The following is a 13,894-nucleotide window of genomic DNA, read 5'->3' on the forward strand; positions in this document are numbered from 1 at the left end:
CGCAACGGATCGGAACCGTCGCGCCGGGACGACCGGGTCAGGACAAACCCGTTTCGACAACGCACCCGGGGAAAACTTGACCCGGGCAGGAACGCGGCGGAGCGCGACATGCGCCGCTCAGTCGGGGCGAAATTGCCTGGTCTCGATGCCGTTCTTCAGCAGCAGCTTGCCGAGCTGGCGACGCTCGGTGCCGGACAGGCGGGCGGCGGCACTGATGTTGCCGCAGGCCTGCTGCATCAGCCGGGTGAGGTAGTCCAGTTCGAACTGGCGGATGGCATGCAGCTTGGCCGTGGCGAATGCCAGGTCCGGTTCATGCGCACGCCGGCGCGGGGCCGCTGCGATACCCGCGAATGCCGGTTCGACCGCGCGCAACTGGGCCAGCCCGATGACCGCCTCTTCGCTGCCCATGTAGGCGCGCAGCGCCATGTGGTCCAGTTCGCGCACATTGCCCGGCCACGCGTGCGCCGTCATCGCCTCGATGGCGTCGTCGCCCCAGCACTTGGCCGGGCCCTGCAGCCGCCGCGCCACGTCGTCCAGGAAATGCCGGGCCAGCATGGCCACATCGTCGCCGCGCTCGCGCAGGGGAGGCAGCCGCAGGTACAGCGCATTCAGCCGGTAATGCAGGTCGCGGCGGAAGCGTCCGGCTGCCACCTGCCGTTCCAGGCTGGCGTTGGTGGCGGCGATGATGCGGGCATCGGAGACGCGCGCCGCGCCACCGCCGACCGGCCGGTATTCGTTGTCCTGCAGGAAGCGCAGCAGGGTCACCTGGCCCTTGTCCGACAGCGCGTCGACCTCGTCCAGGAACAGGGTGCCGCCACGCGCGTGATCGACCAGCCCGGGCTGGGCCTGCTTGGCGTCGGTGAAAGCGCCGCGACCATGTCCGAACAGTTCGTTCTCGATCAGGCTGTCGGGGATTGCGCCGCAGTTGACCGGCACGAAGGGATGGTCGCGGCGGGCGCTGGCATAGTGGATTTCGCGGGCCGCCAGCTCCTTGCCGGTGCCGGTCTCGCCCTCGATCAACACCTGCACGTCGCAGCCGGCGTAGCGCTGCAGTTGCGCCCGCACGGCCTGGATAGCCCTGGATTGGCCGAGCATCACCGGCATCACCCGCCCCCGCATTCACCAAAGAGAACCCTGGCACGCCATCCCGGCATGCCGCGAAGTCCCCCTGGTATCCATCATGGTCCGGCCCTGGCCCACGACCAGCGGCGACGATGCGACAAGCGGGCCGTCGCCGCTGCCGTCCCGGGAGGCCGTTGTCTGTAGTACCTGCGCCCTGGACGCTGTAGTACATCGCCTTGTTCCGGCCTGGCCGCCGGCAAACCGCCGCTGTCCTTGCCGCGTCCGGTGTTCAGCGCGGCGGGCGTCAGCTCCGATCGCGCCCACGCAGGACCCGCAGCCGCTTGGCCGACAGCAGCGCCAGCGCCAGCAGGGTCACCACCACCGACGCCCAGCGCAGATGTGCCTCGTGCAGGGCAAGCGCACCGAAAATCAGCGCCCCCGCGAACAGTTCAAGCAGCCACTGGCGTGCCTTTTGCCGGGGCAGATCGGGCGCCAGCCGGGCGAAGAATGCGACATGCAGCCACAGCACCGCCATGCAGGCGTAGGTAGCGCCCAGCGCTACCCCGTAAACCAGCAGGCCCTGGCCCTGCTGAAAGCCCTCGAACACGAAGCGGATCACCACCGGCATCAGGGCCACCAGGCTGAGCAGCAGCAGGTTGATCGCCGTGCCCACCGGGTCGATGTCGCGCAGATGCGCCACGATGCGCCGGTGGAAGGCCCACACCGTGCCGATCAGGAAGAAGCTCAGGAAATAGATCAGCAGGGGCGTCGCCCAGACCTCCCACAGCGTTTTCCCCGGCACCGCCTCCGGCTTGATCTCGATCGCCGACAGCGTGATGGCGATGGCGAATACGCCATCGGAAAGCATGACCAGCCGATCCAGGTGACGCTGGCCGACGTGATGATCCGAAACCGCCTGCGTGACGCGATGATCCATCTTCTCCCTCCCTTCGTTCGCCTGTGGCCGAATGCCGCATGATGCCGCAGATCGCGGCGCGGGTCTGCGACAGGCGGGCGGCGGATCGCGTATCCTTGGCAGCTACGTCGCCGCGCTCATTCCGGCGCTCGCAAGGCACCGTGGCCACACTGCCGCCCTCCCCGCGAGTCCCCACTCCGTCCCGCCGGAGGACCCGGCGCGCGGCTCCCCGAACCAGCGACAACGCGAGACAACCGACATGGTGGCAATGGCAACCGAGCACGTGATCGACGTGCAGCACTGGAACGACAGCCTGTTCTCGTTCCGCACCACGCGCGATCCCGGCTTCCGCTTCGACAGCGGCCAGTTCGTGATGATCGGCCTGGAAACGGACGGCCGTCCGCTGATGCGCGCGTACTCGATCGCCAGCGCCAGCTGGGAGGAACACCTGGAGTTCTTCTCGATCAAGGTCGCCGACGGCCCGCTCACCTCGCGCCTGCAGCATCTGAAGCCCGGCGATCCGCTGATCGTCACGCGCAAGCCCACCGGCACCCTGGTGCTGACCGACCTCAAGCCCGGGCGGAACCTGTACCTGCTCGGCACCGGCACCGGGCTGGCCCCGTTCATGAGCATCATCCGCGACCCGGATACCTACGAGCGCTTCGACCGGATCGTGCTGGCCCACGGCGTGCGCCGGATCGAGGACCTCGCCTACGCGCACTATCTCGAACACGAGCTGCCGCAGCACGAATACCTGGGCGAGCTGGTGCGCGAGAAGCTGATCTACTACCCCACCGTGACCCGCGAGCCGTTCCGTCACCGCGGCCGCATCACCGACGCGATCGTCGACGGCGTGATGAGCGCGGCGGTCGGTCTGCCGCCGCTGAACCCGGCCACCGACCGCGTGATGCTGTGCGGCAGTCCGGCGATGCTGGACGACCTGTGCGCCCTGCTCGACGGCCGCGGCTTCCAGGCCTCGCCACGCACCCGCGCACCGGGCGACTACGTGATCGAGCGGGCCTTCGTGGAGAAGTAGCCGAGCGAGGAGGGAGTGGATAGGAGTGAGGAGTTAGAGAAGAGCATCCGCGCACCCGCTCTCTCTCACTTCTCACTCCTCTCCACTCACTTCTGCTCCAATGCGGTCTGCGCCCGCGGAAGGCCACCCATGCTCGACATCGCCCTCTACATCCTCGCCGCCCTGCTGATCGTCGGCGGCCTCGCCGGATCGGTGCTGCCGGCGCTGCCGGGCATCCCGATGGTTTTCGGCGGGATCTGGCTGGTCGCCGCCGTGGACGATTACCGGCACCTGGGCCTGTGGTGGCTGCTGATCATCGGGGCGCTGGGCACGATCGGCATCATCGTCGACTTCGTTGCCGGCACGCTGGGTGCCAAGCGGGTTGGCGCCAGCCACCGCGCGTTGTGGGGCGCCACCATCGGCACCTTTGTCGGCATGTTCTTCGGCATCCCGGGCCTGCTGCTCGGGCCGTTCGCTGGCGCGCTGGTCGGCGAGCTCGCCTCCGGCACCAGCGTGCTGCGTTCGGCGCACGTGGGCGCGGCGACGTGGCTCGGATTGTTGCTGGGCACCTTGTTCAAGCTGGTGCTGTCATTCCTGATGGTGGGCCTGTTCGGCCTGGCGATGCTGTTCGGCTGAAGCGTCAGCGATGTTTCGCGGCGGCGGTTTTCTGCAGCCAGCCGGAAAGCTGCACCGTGTCGCGGCTGAGCGCAGCGGGCAGCACGATGTAGTGGCGACTGGGCGGCGCTCCAGGCCTGGCCACCAGTCGCGAAGCGCCGGCCAGTCGCAGCAGCGCCGGCTGATCGGCAGGCGCCAGTTTCAGGGCCATGCCGTCCACGCTCAGCCAGGCACAGGGCTTTTCATCGAGCCAGGCCATCAGCCCGCCGAACATCGGCTTGAAGCGCAGGTCGTGCGGTCTGCCCAGATGGGCTGCCGCGTCTTCGAGTTCGCGGCGCAGGGCTTCGAACGCAGTCGGCACGCTCACCCCGGCGCGTCGGGAATCACGTACAGCAACACGGCGAGGAAGTGCAGCACGCTGCCGGCCAGCACGAACACATGCCACAGCGCGTGGTGATACGGCAGTCGTCGCCACAGGTAGAACGGCACCCCCAGCGTATAGGCCAGGCCGCCGGCCAGCAGCAGCGCGGTGCCGCCGCCCTGCAGGTGCCTGCTGAGCGGCTCGAACGCGACCATGCCGATCCAGCCCATGCCCACGTAAAGCAGCACGGCCAGCTTGTGGTAGCGCTTGAGCAAGCCGAGCTCGAGCGCGCTGCCCGCCAGCGCCAGCGTCCACACCGCGGCAAACAGGCTCCAGCCCCACACCCCGGGCAGCGCGATCAGGGTGAACGGAGTGTAGGTGCCGGCGATCAGCACATAGATCGCGATGTGATCGAGCGCACGAAGGGTCGGTTTGGCGGCGATCGACGGGATCGAGTGATACAGCGTGGAGGCGGTGTAGAGCAGCACCAGCGAGGTGCCGAACACGGCGCAGGCCACCACCGTCAGCGCATTGCCATGCAGCGCCGCGAAGGCCACCAGGGTCGCCAGCCCGGCGATGCTCAGCACGATGCCCAGGCCGTGGATGATGCTGCTGGCAAGTTCGTCGCCGAAGCTGTAACTCGGCATGGCGGTGCCGGACAAGGCGGTCATGGGGTTTCTCCGGGGACGCGGGGCGCGCGGCTCTACCTTACCCGCGCGCCCGGCTCGTGCATACCGTGGCGCATGGTCGCGCCGTCACACTATTCGATGATGAAGGCACCGAAGGCCACGCCCAGGTTCCAGCCTTCACCCTTGCCGCTGAGCGCCAGCGAGACGCTGCCCTTGGTCAGCACCTGCGCGGCGGCGGATTTCGACGCGCCCGCATGCGCCTCGGCATCGGCATAGCTGCCCAGCACGTCGCGCACGCCGGTCACGCCGCTGAACTTGCCGATGCCGTTGCTGATCTTCGTCTTGCCGAACGTCAGGCCACCGCCCTTGGCCCGCAGCTTCACGTTGAGGCTCTGGCCGTTGCTGCAGCGGACCGTGCCGGTGCCCTTGGCGGTCTTGTAGAACACCGACCAGCCGGACAGCTGGAAGGTCATCTTGCAGGAGACATCGCCCGCCCGCGCCGGCGTACCCAGCATCAGTCCGCCGCACGCCAGCGCGACCACGCCCGCCCATTTGATCAGGTTCATCCTGTTGCCTCGTCGCCTGCCGGCCGGTTGCCGTTGCCTGATTGTTGCAGGACAGCTGCGCGCTTCGCGAGCACCCGTGCCTGCACGGCAACGGGGACTGATGGCCGGGTGCGCACCGCAGAAAAAATCCCCGGCGGACGACCGCACCCGACAAACCCGCATTTGGCCATCCAGACGTCCTGTTGCGCAAGTGCGGTTTGGGGGCATAGGCTCGGGTCGCGGCAGCACGATCCCCCTGCTCACGCAGCGTGACGCCGCAACATCCCCACCGATGTCAGGAGGTTGACCATGTCTCCCGCAAGCCTGGCTGTTGCTCACCGTACCCATCCCGACCCCGCGCGCATCGCGGCCATCAGCGCCGCCATCGCACTCAACCTGGCGGTGATCATGATCGCGACGAGGCCTTCGGGCCCGGCGTTCTTCCACGCGATCCAGCGGCTCAACCCGATACCCACGATCAGCTTCATCCCGCCACCGGAGCCGGTGATACCGCCACCACCGGTCGAGGTGCTGCCGCTGCCGCATCCACCCGTGGCGCCACCGGTGGTCCACCACCAGACGCCGATCAGCCCGCCGGTGGCGACACCCGTCGCCGACGGCAACGTGCCGGTGGCGCCGGTCACCACGCCCACCCTGCTGCCGGCGGGCACGACCACCGGACCCGCGGTGGACGCCGCACCGGTCGAAGCCAGCCTGGCCTATCGTTCGGCTCCGCTGCACTTCCCCACCCGCGCGCTGCAGCAACGCATGCACGGCACCGTGCTGTTGCGCGTGCTGGTGGATGAAACCGGCAAGCCCGTCCAGGTGACGGTGGAGCGTGGCAGCGGTTACCTGCTGCTGGATCGCAGCGCCATCCAGCAGGTGCTGGACGGCTGGCGCTTCCAGCCCGCCATGGTCGACGGGCGGGCGGTGCGCGCACTGGCGCGGGTGCCGGTGACGTTCAATCTGCGCGAATGAGGGGTCGCCACGACACGGCGCCCGGGCCGTTCCGGCGGCACGCCGGGCGCCGTTGTCGTGGCTGTCCCGTTCAACAACCTGTTAACGATGCGCATGATCCACTTGCGGCCATTCACCCTGCCAGGTTCCACGCATGGGCACGCATCGACACATCCTGAAAACCCTGCGCAGCATCGCGCTCGAACACGCCGGCTCCGCCCACCCCGACCTTGCCTCGATGGCCCGCGAACTGGGCCGCGTGGTGCACCAGGACGCCTCGTCCATGGCCACCCGACTGGCCTCGCTGCGCCAGCGGCAGCGCGGCTTCGAGCAGATCCTGCTGACCCGGCGCAACAAGCCGCCACTGAGCCTGTGGATCGTCGCCTGGCCGGCGAACCACGTTTCCCCGCTGCGCGAGCATGGCGCTTGGGGCCTGGAGATGGCCCTGGTCGGCGCGCTGGAAGTGCAGTCCTGCCAGCGCGACGCCGCATCGAACGAACTGACGGTGCTGGATCGCCAATGGCTTGGCCCGGGTGACGGCGCCTGGTTCGACGGCGAGGCCCACCAGCTGCGCCGCTGCCGCAACCTGTCGCGCTACGAGACGGCCCTGTCGCTGCACGTCTACGGCGATGAAATGGCCGACTACGCCACGCCCGGGCGGACCGGGCCTGCCGCTGCGCAACTGAAGGTCGCCCCACGCCACATCACCGCCAGCCGCCTGCACGGCTGATCTGGAACCCGACGAAAGAAGCACCATGTTTCGACGCCTTGCCATCATCGGCGGTGGTGCCGCGGCCGCCAGTTTGCTCAGCGAACTGCTGGAACGCGACACCACGCCACCACTGCAACTGGACTGGTTCACCGGTGGTGGCCGCCCCGCGCGCGGCGTGGCCTATGCCACCACCTCCGAGCACCACCTGCTGAACGTGCGGGCGGCATCGATGAGCATGTTCGCCGGCAAGCCGCGCGGCTTCCTCGACTTCGTGCAGCGCAGCGATCCGGTCGTCAACGGCACCGACTTCCTGCCGCGCCGGCTTTACGGCGACTACCTCGAGGCCGAGGTGGTGCGGGCGCTGAAGCAGGGCCAGGCGCGCGGCCACCACGTCAACCTGATTCCCTTCGCGGTGGACGCGCTGGTGCCTGAAACCGACGGCGTCACCGTGATCCATGGCGAGGAAAGCCATCGCGTCGACGCGGCCGTGCTGGCGCTCGGTGCGCTGCCGCCACAGCCGCTGGGCGTGGTGGGCGCAGCGGCGCTGGCCAGCGGCCGCTACATCGTCGATCCGTGGCGCCTGCTGGCCGGCGCCGATCAGACGCAGCCACCGCCGCGCAAGGTGGTGCTGGTGGGACTGGGGCTGACCGCCGTCGATGTCGTGCTGGAACTGTCCGCGCGCTGGCCGCAGGCCGGGTTCGTCGGCCTGTCCCGTCACGGCCGCTTTCCCGAAGTGCACCTGCACAACGCGGCATTGCCCGTCGACGATGGCGCCGGGCTGGTCGAGGCGATGCACGATGCACCCGAAATCCGCCAGTGGACACGCCTGCTGCGCGAAGCCATCGGCCAGCCCGGCATCGAATGGCGGGCCGTGGTGGACAGCCTGCGCCCGCACCTGTCCGGCCTGTGGGCCGAACTTCCGCTGGAGCAGCGTTCGCGTTTCATGCGACACGCGCGCTGGGCGTGGGAGCGCGCGCGTCATCGCATGGCGCCGGCAGTCCACGACGCAGTTGATGCCCTGGAGCGCAGCGGCCGGCTGCAGCGCCGATGCGGGCGGCTGCACGCGGTGGAGGTCGATGGCGCCTCGCTGCGACTGACCATGGCCCACGCCGGCGTCGTCGAGGTGCTGGATGCCGACCTGGTGATCCAGACGGTCGGGCTGGACACGGACCTGCGTCGCAGCGACCATCGACTGATCAGCCAGCTGCTCACCAACGCACACATCGAGGCCGATCCGCTGGGCCTGGGCGTGATCGCCGACCGCAACGGCCGCCTGCAGCACGGAGACCGGCATTGGCCCCACCTGTTCGCCATCGGCAGCCTGTTGCGCGGCACCCTGTGGGAGTCCACCGCGATGCCGGAAATCCGCCAGCAGGCACGCCACCTCGCCGACCAGTTGCTGGACGGCTGAGCCACGCGCCGCGCCCCTGATGACGGCCGGCGCGCTCACTTTCTGCATCCTCCTGCTGCACGCGCTGGGCCTGCTCGCCGCGATGCATGCGGTGATGCACACGCGCACCCCGCAAGGCGCGATCGGCTGGGCGTTCGGCCTGTTGTTGCTGCCCTACGTCACCCTGCTGCCTTATCTCTATCTCGGCTCCAGCCGCTTCCTCGGTTACCGCGTGGGTCATCAGGCGCCAAGGGAACATCCGGCAACGACCGGGGCGGACGACGAACCGGCCACCGATCCGGCCTGCCTTAGCTACGCCGCGATCAGCGCCTTGCAGGGCCGGCCATTCCGCAGCGGCAACCGGCTGCGCCTGCTGATCGATGGCGACGCCGCCTTCGACACCATGCTGGCGGCGATGGCCGAGGCACGGCACTGCCTGCTGCTGCAGTTCTTCATCATCCATGACGATGCGCTGGGTCGGCGCCTGCAGCAGGTCCTGCTGCAGCAAGCCGCCGCCGGGGTGCGCGTCTGCGTGCTGTTCGACGGCATCGGCAGCCATGCGCTGCCACGCAGCTACGTCGAGACCCTGCGTGCCGGTGGAGTGCAGATCCACCGCTTCGCCACGCATCGCTGGCGCAACCGGCTGCAGCTCAACTTCCGCAACCATCGCAAGATCGTGGTGGTCGATGGCGCGCGCGGCTACGTCGGCGGACTCAACGTGGGTGACGAATACCTTGGCCTGAAGCCGCCGCTGGCGCCGTGGCGTGACACCATGCTGGAACTGCGCGGACCGGTGGTGGCCGACCTGCAGCAGCTGTTTGCCGACGACTGGCACTGGATCACCGGCAGCACGCCACCGCTGCTGCCGGTGCCGACTGGAGACGGGCACGCCAGCGCGCTGATCGTGGCCAGTGGCCCGGCCGATCCGCAGGAAACCGGTTCGCTGTTCTTCACTGCCGCGATCAACGCGGCGCGCCAGCGCGTGTGGCTCAGCACGCCCTATTTCATCCCCGACCACGCGGTGCGTGCGGCGCTGCAGCTGGCCGTGCTGCGCGGCGTGGACGTGCGCATCCTGATTCCGTCGCGCCCGGACCACCACACCGTCTTCCTGGCCTCGACCCTGCACGCGTACCAGGCGGTGCGCGCCGGCATCAAGGTGTTCCGCTACCAGCCGGGCTTCCTGCACCAGAAGGCGCTGCTGATCGATCGCGAGGCCGCGGCGATCGGCAGCATGAACCTGGACAGCCGCTCGTTCCGGCTGAACTTCGAGGTCGGCGCGATGGTGGTCGACCACGGTTTCGCTGCGGACGTGGCGGTCATGCTGCTCGACGACTTCAGGCGCGCCCAGGCCATCGACGAACACGAGTATCGCGATGCACCGTACCTGCGCCGGGTCGCCATGCACGTGGCGCGCCTGTTCGATCCGCTGCTTTGACATCACGGAGAAGCACCATGCGCCAGCTCGCCCTGCTGCTGTGCCTGATGACGGCATGTGTTGCCGGCCACGCCGCCGAACCGGCGCATCTGGTCGAACGCTCACTGGTGCTGGACGGCGTGACACATCGCTACCAGGTCTTCGTTCCGGACGGCTGGACGGCCAAACGGCACTGGGCGGTGGTGTTGTTCCTGCACGGCAGTGGCGAACGCGGCGACGACAACCGCGCCCAGCTGAGCCAGGGCCTGCCGCCGTGGCTCGTCGAGCACCAGGACTTCCCCGCCGTGGTGGTGATCCCGCAGGCGCCGCAAGGGAGCCGCTGGACCGGCGCGGTCGAGAAGATGGCGCTGCAGGCGCTGGAGGACAGCATCAAGGCCTGGCACGGCGATCGCCGGCGGCTCTACCTCACCGGCTTGTCGATGGGCGGCTACGGCTCATGGCAGATCGCGGTGGATCGTCCGGGCCTGTTCGCCGCCGCCGCGATCATCTGCGGCGGCATCCGTCACCCGAACGACAACGCCGACCTGTACCTGCGTGGCATCCCCGCCGGCATCGACGATCCGTACGCCTGGGTCGCCACCCACATCGGAAACTTGCCGGTATGGATCTTCCACGGCGCACTCGACGATGTGGTGCCGCCGCGGGAATCGCGGCAGATGGCCGCCGCGCTCAAGGCGCACCACGCCGACGTGCGCTATACCGAATTCGCCACGCTCAACCACGGCTCATGGCAGGCCGCGTACGCCACCGACGGGCTGTGGCCGTGGTTGTTCGGGCACCGATTGCCGGCGCGCTGAAGATTCAGCGGCGGCGGCCGAAGCGGTGCTTCCAGTCGCCGCTGCACAGGGCCCAGGCCAGGTAGATGCCCACGGCCACGCCGAGCACTTCGCACAAGGTGCGCAGGCCGATGCTGTCCGGATCGTGTACTTCGGCCAGCTTCACCTTGAGCAGTTGCAGCGACTGCATCCGCCCGTAATTGAAATAGAACAGGTTCCACAGGTCGCCGCTGACGGTCAGTGCGCTGGCCAGCAGGAACGACCAGCCGATCTGCGGACCGTAACTCCAGCCATTGCGCCGACCCAGCCAGTGGAACAACAGGAACAGGACGAATCCCGCCACGGCGGAAATCAGGCCGGCCTGCAGACCACCGATGATTCCGTATCCCATCCACGACTGGTCGTACTGCACTGCGCGCCCCCGGTTCGTATGCCTGCGGCCATTATGGGTCATCCGGTCGCGCAGCCGGTTCCGGTTAGACTTTCGCCGACCGCTCCACAAGAAACCGTCGATGACATCGAACCGCCCTGCCCATGCCGCACTGATCCTGGTCGACGTGCAACCGGACTTCATGCCCGGTGGCGCGCTGGCCTGTCACGAGGGCGACGCCATCGTGCCCGGCATCGACGCCTTGCTGCGCGCGCGTCGCTTCCGCCACGTGGTCGCCACGCAGGACTGGCATCCGCCAGGCCACGTGTCGTTCGCCAGCCGTCATCCGGGACGCTCCGCGTTCGAGCGGATCGACCTGTACGGCCAGCCGCAGACGCTGTGGCCCGATCACTGCGTGCAGGGCACGGCCGGGGCCGAGCTGCATCCGGGCATCGACTGGTCGGCGCTGGACGCAGTGATCCGCAAGGGCAGCGATCCCGCGGTGGATTCCTACAGCGGCTTTCGCGAGAACCATGGCCCGGATGGAAGCCGCCCCAGCACCGGCCTGGCCGGCTGGCTGCGCGAACGCGGCGTGGACGAGGTCGTGGTGTGCGGACTGGCCCGCGACGTCTGCGTGTTGTGGACAGCGCAGGATGCGCGGGAACTCGGCTTTCGCGCCAGCGTGCTGTGGGACCTCAGCCGCCCGGTGACGCCGGCCAGCGATGCAACCACCCGCGCCGCGCTGCTGGAGCAGGGCATCGGCATCGTGTAGCAGCGCGGGCTCGCTCAGGCATCGTTCTCGCCGGATGCGCGCACCGCGATCGTGCCGTCCTCGTCGACCTCCACGCTCAGCGTGATCGGGCGACAGCACACTTGGCAATCCTCGATGTACTGCTGGCTGGAAATCGAAGCGTCGATCAGGATTCCGATGGATTCGCCGCAATACGGGCAATCGATGATCTCTGGCGTGAGCATGGCGCATCTCCACGGGTAGCCAGGCCAGTACAGCACGAAGCCGGGTGACGCGGTCGTCAACCGTGGCGCGGCGACCAGGCCTGCGGCAGGCCGATCCAGAACAAGCCGTCGCGGGCGCAGCGCGGCGCCAGCTTCAGCAGTTCGTTGTCCTTGCTGACCAGCCAGCGTGCACCCGAGGCCTGCGCCAGCTCCAGGAACATCTGGTCGTCCGGGTCCGCGCAGCGCGGCAGCGATACCCCGGGCGACGCGGCGGCCTGTTCGTCCGGCAGGCAGTGCACCAGGGCATCGAACGCGGCCTCGATGCCGGGCCGTGCTTCGGCGCTGATCGGCACCTGCGGATAGTGCAGCACGCGCAGCCATTCGGCGCGGCAGTCGCTGCGCGTCACCGCCTGGATGCGGCCCTCGCGCATCGCCACGTGCAGCGCGGCGGACTGCGCATCGTGGAACAGGAAAATGTCCAGACACACGTTGGTGTCCAGCACGACGCGTGGTGGCGAAGAGGCGGCAATCATCACGCCATGATGCGGCAATCAGGCCATGCGATGCACGGCACGCGCCCGGAGCGAAACGAACAAGGCCGCGATGGCGATGGCCGCCGCGGCCTTGTTCCCCGCGCAGGTTCAGTCGCCGCCGCTCCTGTTCAACCTGACGCGCGTGCTGACGTAGACATCGCCCGGGTCGGCCGGCACCTGGGCGAAATGCTTGCGGCCGAAGTACAGGCGGGTGCCGTCGGCCGACAATGTGGCGCGGGTTTCCGCGCCGTCCGGCGTGTTGACGGCGGTGTTCTCGATCGGACCTTGCACCGTCCACGGCGAAGCGGTGTCCGGGCGCGTGGCATGCCAGATGTCCTGGTTGCGCGGATCGGCGCTGGCGCGGTTGCTGCTGAACACGATTTCCAGCCCGTCGCGGCGCACGTTCGGCATCAGGTCGGCGGCGTCGGTGCTCAGCTCGGCCACGCGCACGCCGGGCCCGAACGTGCCGTCGGCGCGCATGCGGCTCATGTAGATGTCATGGCTCTTGCTGTCCGGATAGCCGTCGCTGGAGAAGTACAGGAAGGTGCCCTCGGCGGTTTCCACCACCGACGGGCTGTACTCCGAACCCCGGGTGTTCGGGCCGCCGTCCGTGTAGCCGCCCAGGTCAACCGGCGTCGCCCAGCCGTGCGCGGGGTTTTCCCGGGTCAGGAAGATGTCGCCGGCCGGCGGGCTGCCGGGCGGCGGCGCCGGCATCGCCTTGCAGCCGGCGCAGTCCCCGGCGTTCTGCCGCGAGCTGACGAACAGCAGCCACTTGCCGGGCAACGGCGTGGGACAGTAGTCGGCGGCGGTGGGCGAGTTCACCGGCGCACCGAGGTTGGCGGCGTGCTCCCAGCTGCGCAGCGCGACGTTCCAGCTCGCACGCCAGTTGTCCAGGCCGCCATTGCGGGTGGACATGAAGTACAGGTACTTACCGTCCGGCGATTCGATCGGGCAGCCCTCGGCCGCCGCGGTGTTGATCCCGGGAGCGGGCACCGCGTTGCTCCACGCGCCGTAGTTCCTGGCGTAAGTGCTGGCGGACAGGACCACGGCGATGGCCAGTGCGCATTGTGGGTATTTGCGGTTCATGCGTATCTCCTTGCGTATGAGGTGGACAACCGCGGCAAGCCCCGCTCAGCGGGCTTGCCGCGCCATGGCGACGAGCCGCGGCTCGCCTTGCGAAAGCCGGTGCATCACGACCTGCACGTTATCGACGCCGCGCCCCTGGCAGGCGCGACCGATTCCGGCCATCAGTCGCTCGCGCGCGGCGTAGACTTGGCCGAAGTTGTGCAGGCCGGTCCATGCCTCGACCTGGCGCTGGGTGGGCAGGCGGGGTGACGCGCAATCGGCGACGAACCCGGTGACCCGGACCGACGGCAGCGTCGCCGCGCCCTCCTGGGCGAAGGCCGGTGCGACACATGCCGTGAGCAGGACGGCGGCGAAACGAAGGCGACGGTTCATGGCGATCTCCTCGGGCGACGTGCCGGCGGGTGCCGGTGTGGCCAGCTTCGGGAATGCGGCGCCACGGGTCTTGAGGCCGCCGCTGGGGAAGCACTGGACATTGCTTGGATTCCTTGGGAAAACATTGGGGGCCGCCCCGCAGCGCAGGTTTTCGTCCACCCACGTG

The 13,894-nt window shown here is 68.8% G+C and carries 18 protein-coding genes; 8 read left to right on the forward strand and 10 right to left on the reverse strand.

From position 1 onward, the window contains the following. Nucleotides 1–117: 117 nt before the first annotated feature. Both AC3A56_RS05115 and AC3A56_RS05120 read right to left on the reverse strand, forming a co-directional pair. A complete protein-coding gene (locus tag AC3A56_RS05115; RefSeq protein ID WP_487769552.1) occupies nucleotides 118–1,095 on the reverse strand; it encodes a sigma 54-interacting transcriptional regulator in 978 nt (325 codons plus the stop codon). 271 nt (nucleotides 1,096–1,366) lie between these two features. Then, complete coding sequence (locus AC3A56_RS05120; RefSeq protein ID WP_056718113.1) at nucleotides 1,367–1,999, reverse strand: TMEM175 family protein; 633 nt, start codon at nucleotides 1,997–1,999, stop codon at nucleotides 1,367–1,369. Nucleotides 2,000–2,237: 238 nt separating this feature from the next. On the opposite strand from AC3A56_RS05120, the gene AC3A56_RS05125 reads away from it, so the two are divergent. After that, the gene (locus AC3A56_RS05125) at nucleotides 2,238–3,014 is read left to right on the forward strand and encodes a ferredoxin--NADP reductase (RefSeq protein ID WP_056718114.1); all 777 of its coding nucleotides are present in this window, start codon (nucleotides 2,238–2,240) and stop codon (nucleotides 3,012–3,014) included. A 129-nt stretch (nucleotides 3,015–3,143) separates the two neighbouring features. Next, the gene (locus AC3A56_RS05130) at nucleotides 3,144–3,629 is read left to right on the forward strand and encodes a DUF456 domain-containing protein (RefSeq protein WP_056718115.1); all 486 of its coding nucleotides are present in this window, start codon (nucleotides 3,144–3,146) and stop codon (nucleotides 3,627–3,629) included. Between the two features lie 4 nt (nucleotides 3,630–3,633). Here the strand turns inward: AC3A56_RS05130 and AC3A56_RS05135 are convergent, their stop codons facing one another. The 3 genes from AC3A56_RS05135 to AC3A56_RS05145 all read right to left on the reverse strand — a co-directional run bounded on the left by AC3A56_RS05135 (nucleotide 3,634) and on the right by AC3A56_RS05145 (nucleotide 5,158). Next, nucleotides 3,634–3,975, reverse strand: a complete 342-nt coding sequence (locus AC3A56_RS05135; RefSeq protein WP_487769553.1) for a TfoX/Sxy family protein — start codon at nucleotides 3,973–3,975, stop codon at nucleotides 3,634–3,636. Continuing rightward, nucleotides 3,972–4,640 carry a PAQR family membrane homeostasis protein TrhA gene (gene trhA, locus AC3A56_RS05140; RefSeq protein ID WP_487769554.1) on the reverse strand — a complete coding sequence of 223 codons (669 nt, stop codon included), beginning with the start codon at nucleotides 4,638–4,640 and terminating at the stop codon, nucleotides 3,972–3,974. The genes AC3A56_RS05135 and trhA overlap by 4 nt, the downstream gene beginning before the upstream one ends. 89 nt (nucleotides 4,641–4,729) lie before the next feature. Beyond that, nucleotides 4,730–5,158, reverse strand: coding sequence for a hypothetical protein (locus tag AC3A56_RS05145; protein WP_487769634.1), 429 nt, complete (start codon nucleotides 5,156–5,158; stop codon nucleotides 4,730–4,732). A gap of 294 nt (nucleotides 5,159–5,452) precedes the next feature. Here AC3A56_RS05145 and AC3A56_RS05150 point away from each other — a divergent pair, with 294 nt between their 5' ends. The 5 genes from AC3A56_RS05150 to AC3A56_RS05170 all read left to right on the forward strand — a co-directional run bounded on the left by AC3A56_RS05150 (nucleotide 5,453) and on the right by AC3A56_RS05170 (nucleotide 10,434). Then, complete coding sequence (locus AC3A56_RS05150; protein WP_487769555.1) at nucleotides 5,453–6,121, forward strand: energy transducer TonB; 669 nt, start codon at nucleotides 5,453–5,455, stop codon at nucleotides 6,119–6,121. Between the two features lie 133 nt (nucleotides 6,122–6,254). Further along, complete coding sequence (locus tag AC3A56_RS05155) at nucleotides 6,255–6,830, forward strand: cupin domain-containing protein (protein WP_487769556.1); 576 nt, start codon at nucleotides 6,255–6,257, stop codon at nucleotides 6,828–6,830. Between the two features lie 25 nt (nucleotides 6,831–6,855). Beyond that, nucleotides 6,856–8,223, forward strand: a complete 1,368-nt coding sequence (locus AC3A56_RS05160) for an FAD/NAD(P)-binding protein (protein WP_487769557.1) — start codon at nucleotides 6,856–6,858, stop codon at nucleotides 8,221–8,223. Nucleotides 8,224–8,242: 19 nt separating this feature from the next. Next, on the forward strand, nucleotides 8,243–9,637 hold the full coding sequence (gene cls / locus AC3A56_RS05165; protein WP_487769558.1) for a cardiolipin synthase: 1,395 nt from the start codon (nucleotides 8,243–8,245) through the stop codon (nucleotides 9,635–9,637). A gap of 17 nt (nucleotides 9,638–9,654) precedes the next feature. Beyond that, nucleotides 9,655–10,434, forward strand: coding sequence for a carboxylesterase family protein (locus tag AC3A56_RS05170; protein ID WP_487769559.1), 780 nt, complete (start codon nucleotides 9,655–9,657; stop codon nucleotides 10,432–10,434). Nucleotides 10,435–10,438: 4 nt separating this feature from the next. Here the strand turns inward: AC3A56_RS05170 and AC3A56_RS05175 are convergent, their stop codons facing one another. Continuing rightward, nucleotides 10,439–10,825, reverse strand: coding sequence for a hypothetical protein (locus tag AC3A56_RS05175; protein WP_056718123.1), 387 nt, complete (start codon nucleotides 10,823–10,825; stop codon nucleotides 10,439–10,441). A 100-nt stretch (nucleotides 10,826–10,925) separates the two neighbouring features. On the opposite strand from AC3A56_RS05175, the gene pncA reads away from it, so the two are divergent. Next, nucleotides 10,926–11,555, forward strand: coding sequence for a bifunctional nicotinamidase/pyrazinamidase (pncA, locus tag AC3A56_RS05180; protein ID WP_487769560.1), 630 nt, complete (start codon nucleotides 10,926–10,928; stop codon nucleotides 11,553–11,555). 14 nt (nucleotides 11,556–11,569) lie between these two features. Here the strand turns inward: pncA and AC3A56_RS05185 are convergent, their stop codons facing one another. The 4 genes from AC3A56_RS05185 to AC3A56_RS05200 form a co-directional block, all read right to left on the reverse strand. Then, nucleotides 11,570–11,758 carry a CPXCG motif-containing cysteine-rich protein gene (locus tag AC3A56_RS05185; protein WP_487769561.1) on the reverse strand — a complete coding sequence of 63 codons (189 nt, stop codon included), beginning with the start codon at nucleotides 11,756–11,758 and terminating at the stop codon, nucleotides 11,570–11,572. A 56-nt stretch (nucleotides 11,759–11,814) separates the two neighbouring features. Continuing rightward, nucleotides 11,815–12,270 carry a putative toxin-antitoxin system toxin component, PIN family gene (locus tag AC3A56_RS05190; RefSeq protein ID WP_487769562.1) on the reverse strand — a complete coding sequence of 152 codons (456 nt, stop codon included), beginning with the start codon at nucleotides 12,268–12,270 and terminating at the stop codon, nucleotides 11,815–11,817. 108 nt (nucleotides 12,271–12,378) lie between these two features. Continuing rightward, the gene (locus tag AC3A56_RS05195) at nucleotides 12,379–13,356 is read right to left on the reverse strand and encodes a hypothetical protein (RefSeq protein ID WP_487769563.1); all 978 of its coding nucleotides are present in this window, start codon (nucleotides 13,354–13,356) and stop codon (nucleotides 12,379–12,381) included. 45 nt (nucleotides 13,357–13,401) lie between these two features. Then, nucleotides 13,402–13,887: a hypothetical protein gene (locus AC3A56_RS05200; RefSeq protein WP_157598994.1), complete on the reverse strand. Its 486-nt coding sequence runs from the start codon at nucleotides 13,885–13,887 to the stop codon at nucleotides 13,402–13,404. Nucleotides 13,888–13,894 lie beyond the last annotated feature (7 nt).

Source organism: Rhodanobacter sp. Soil_C_14, assembly GCF_057657335.1.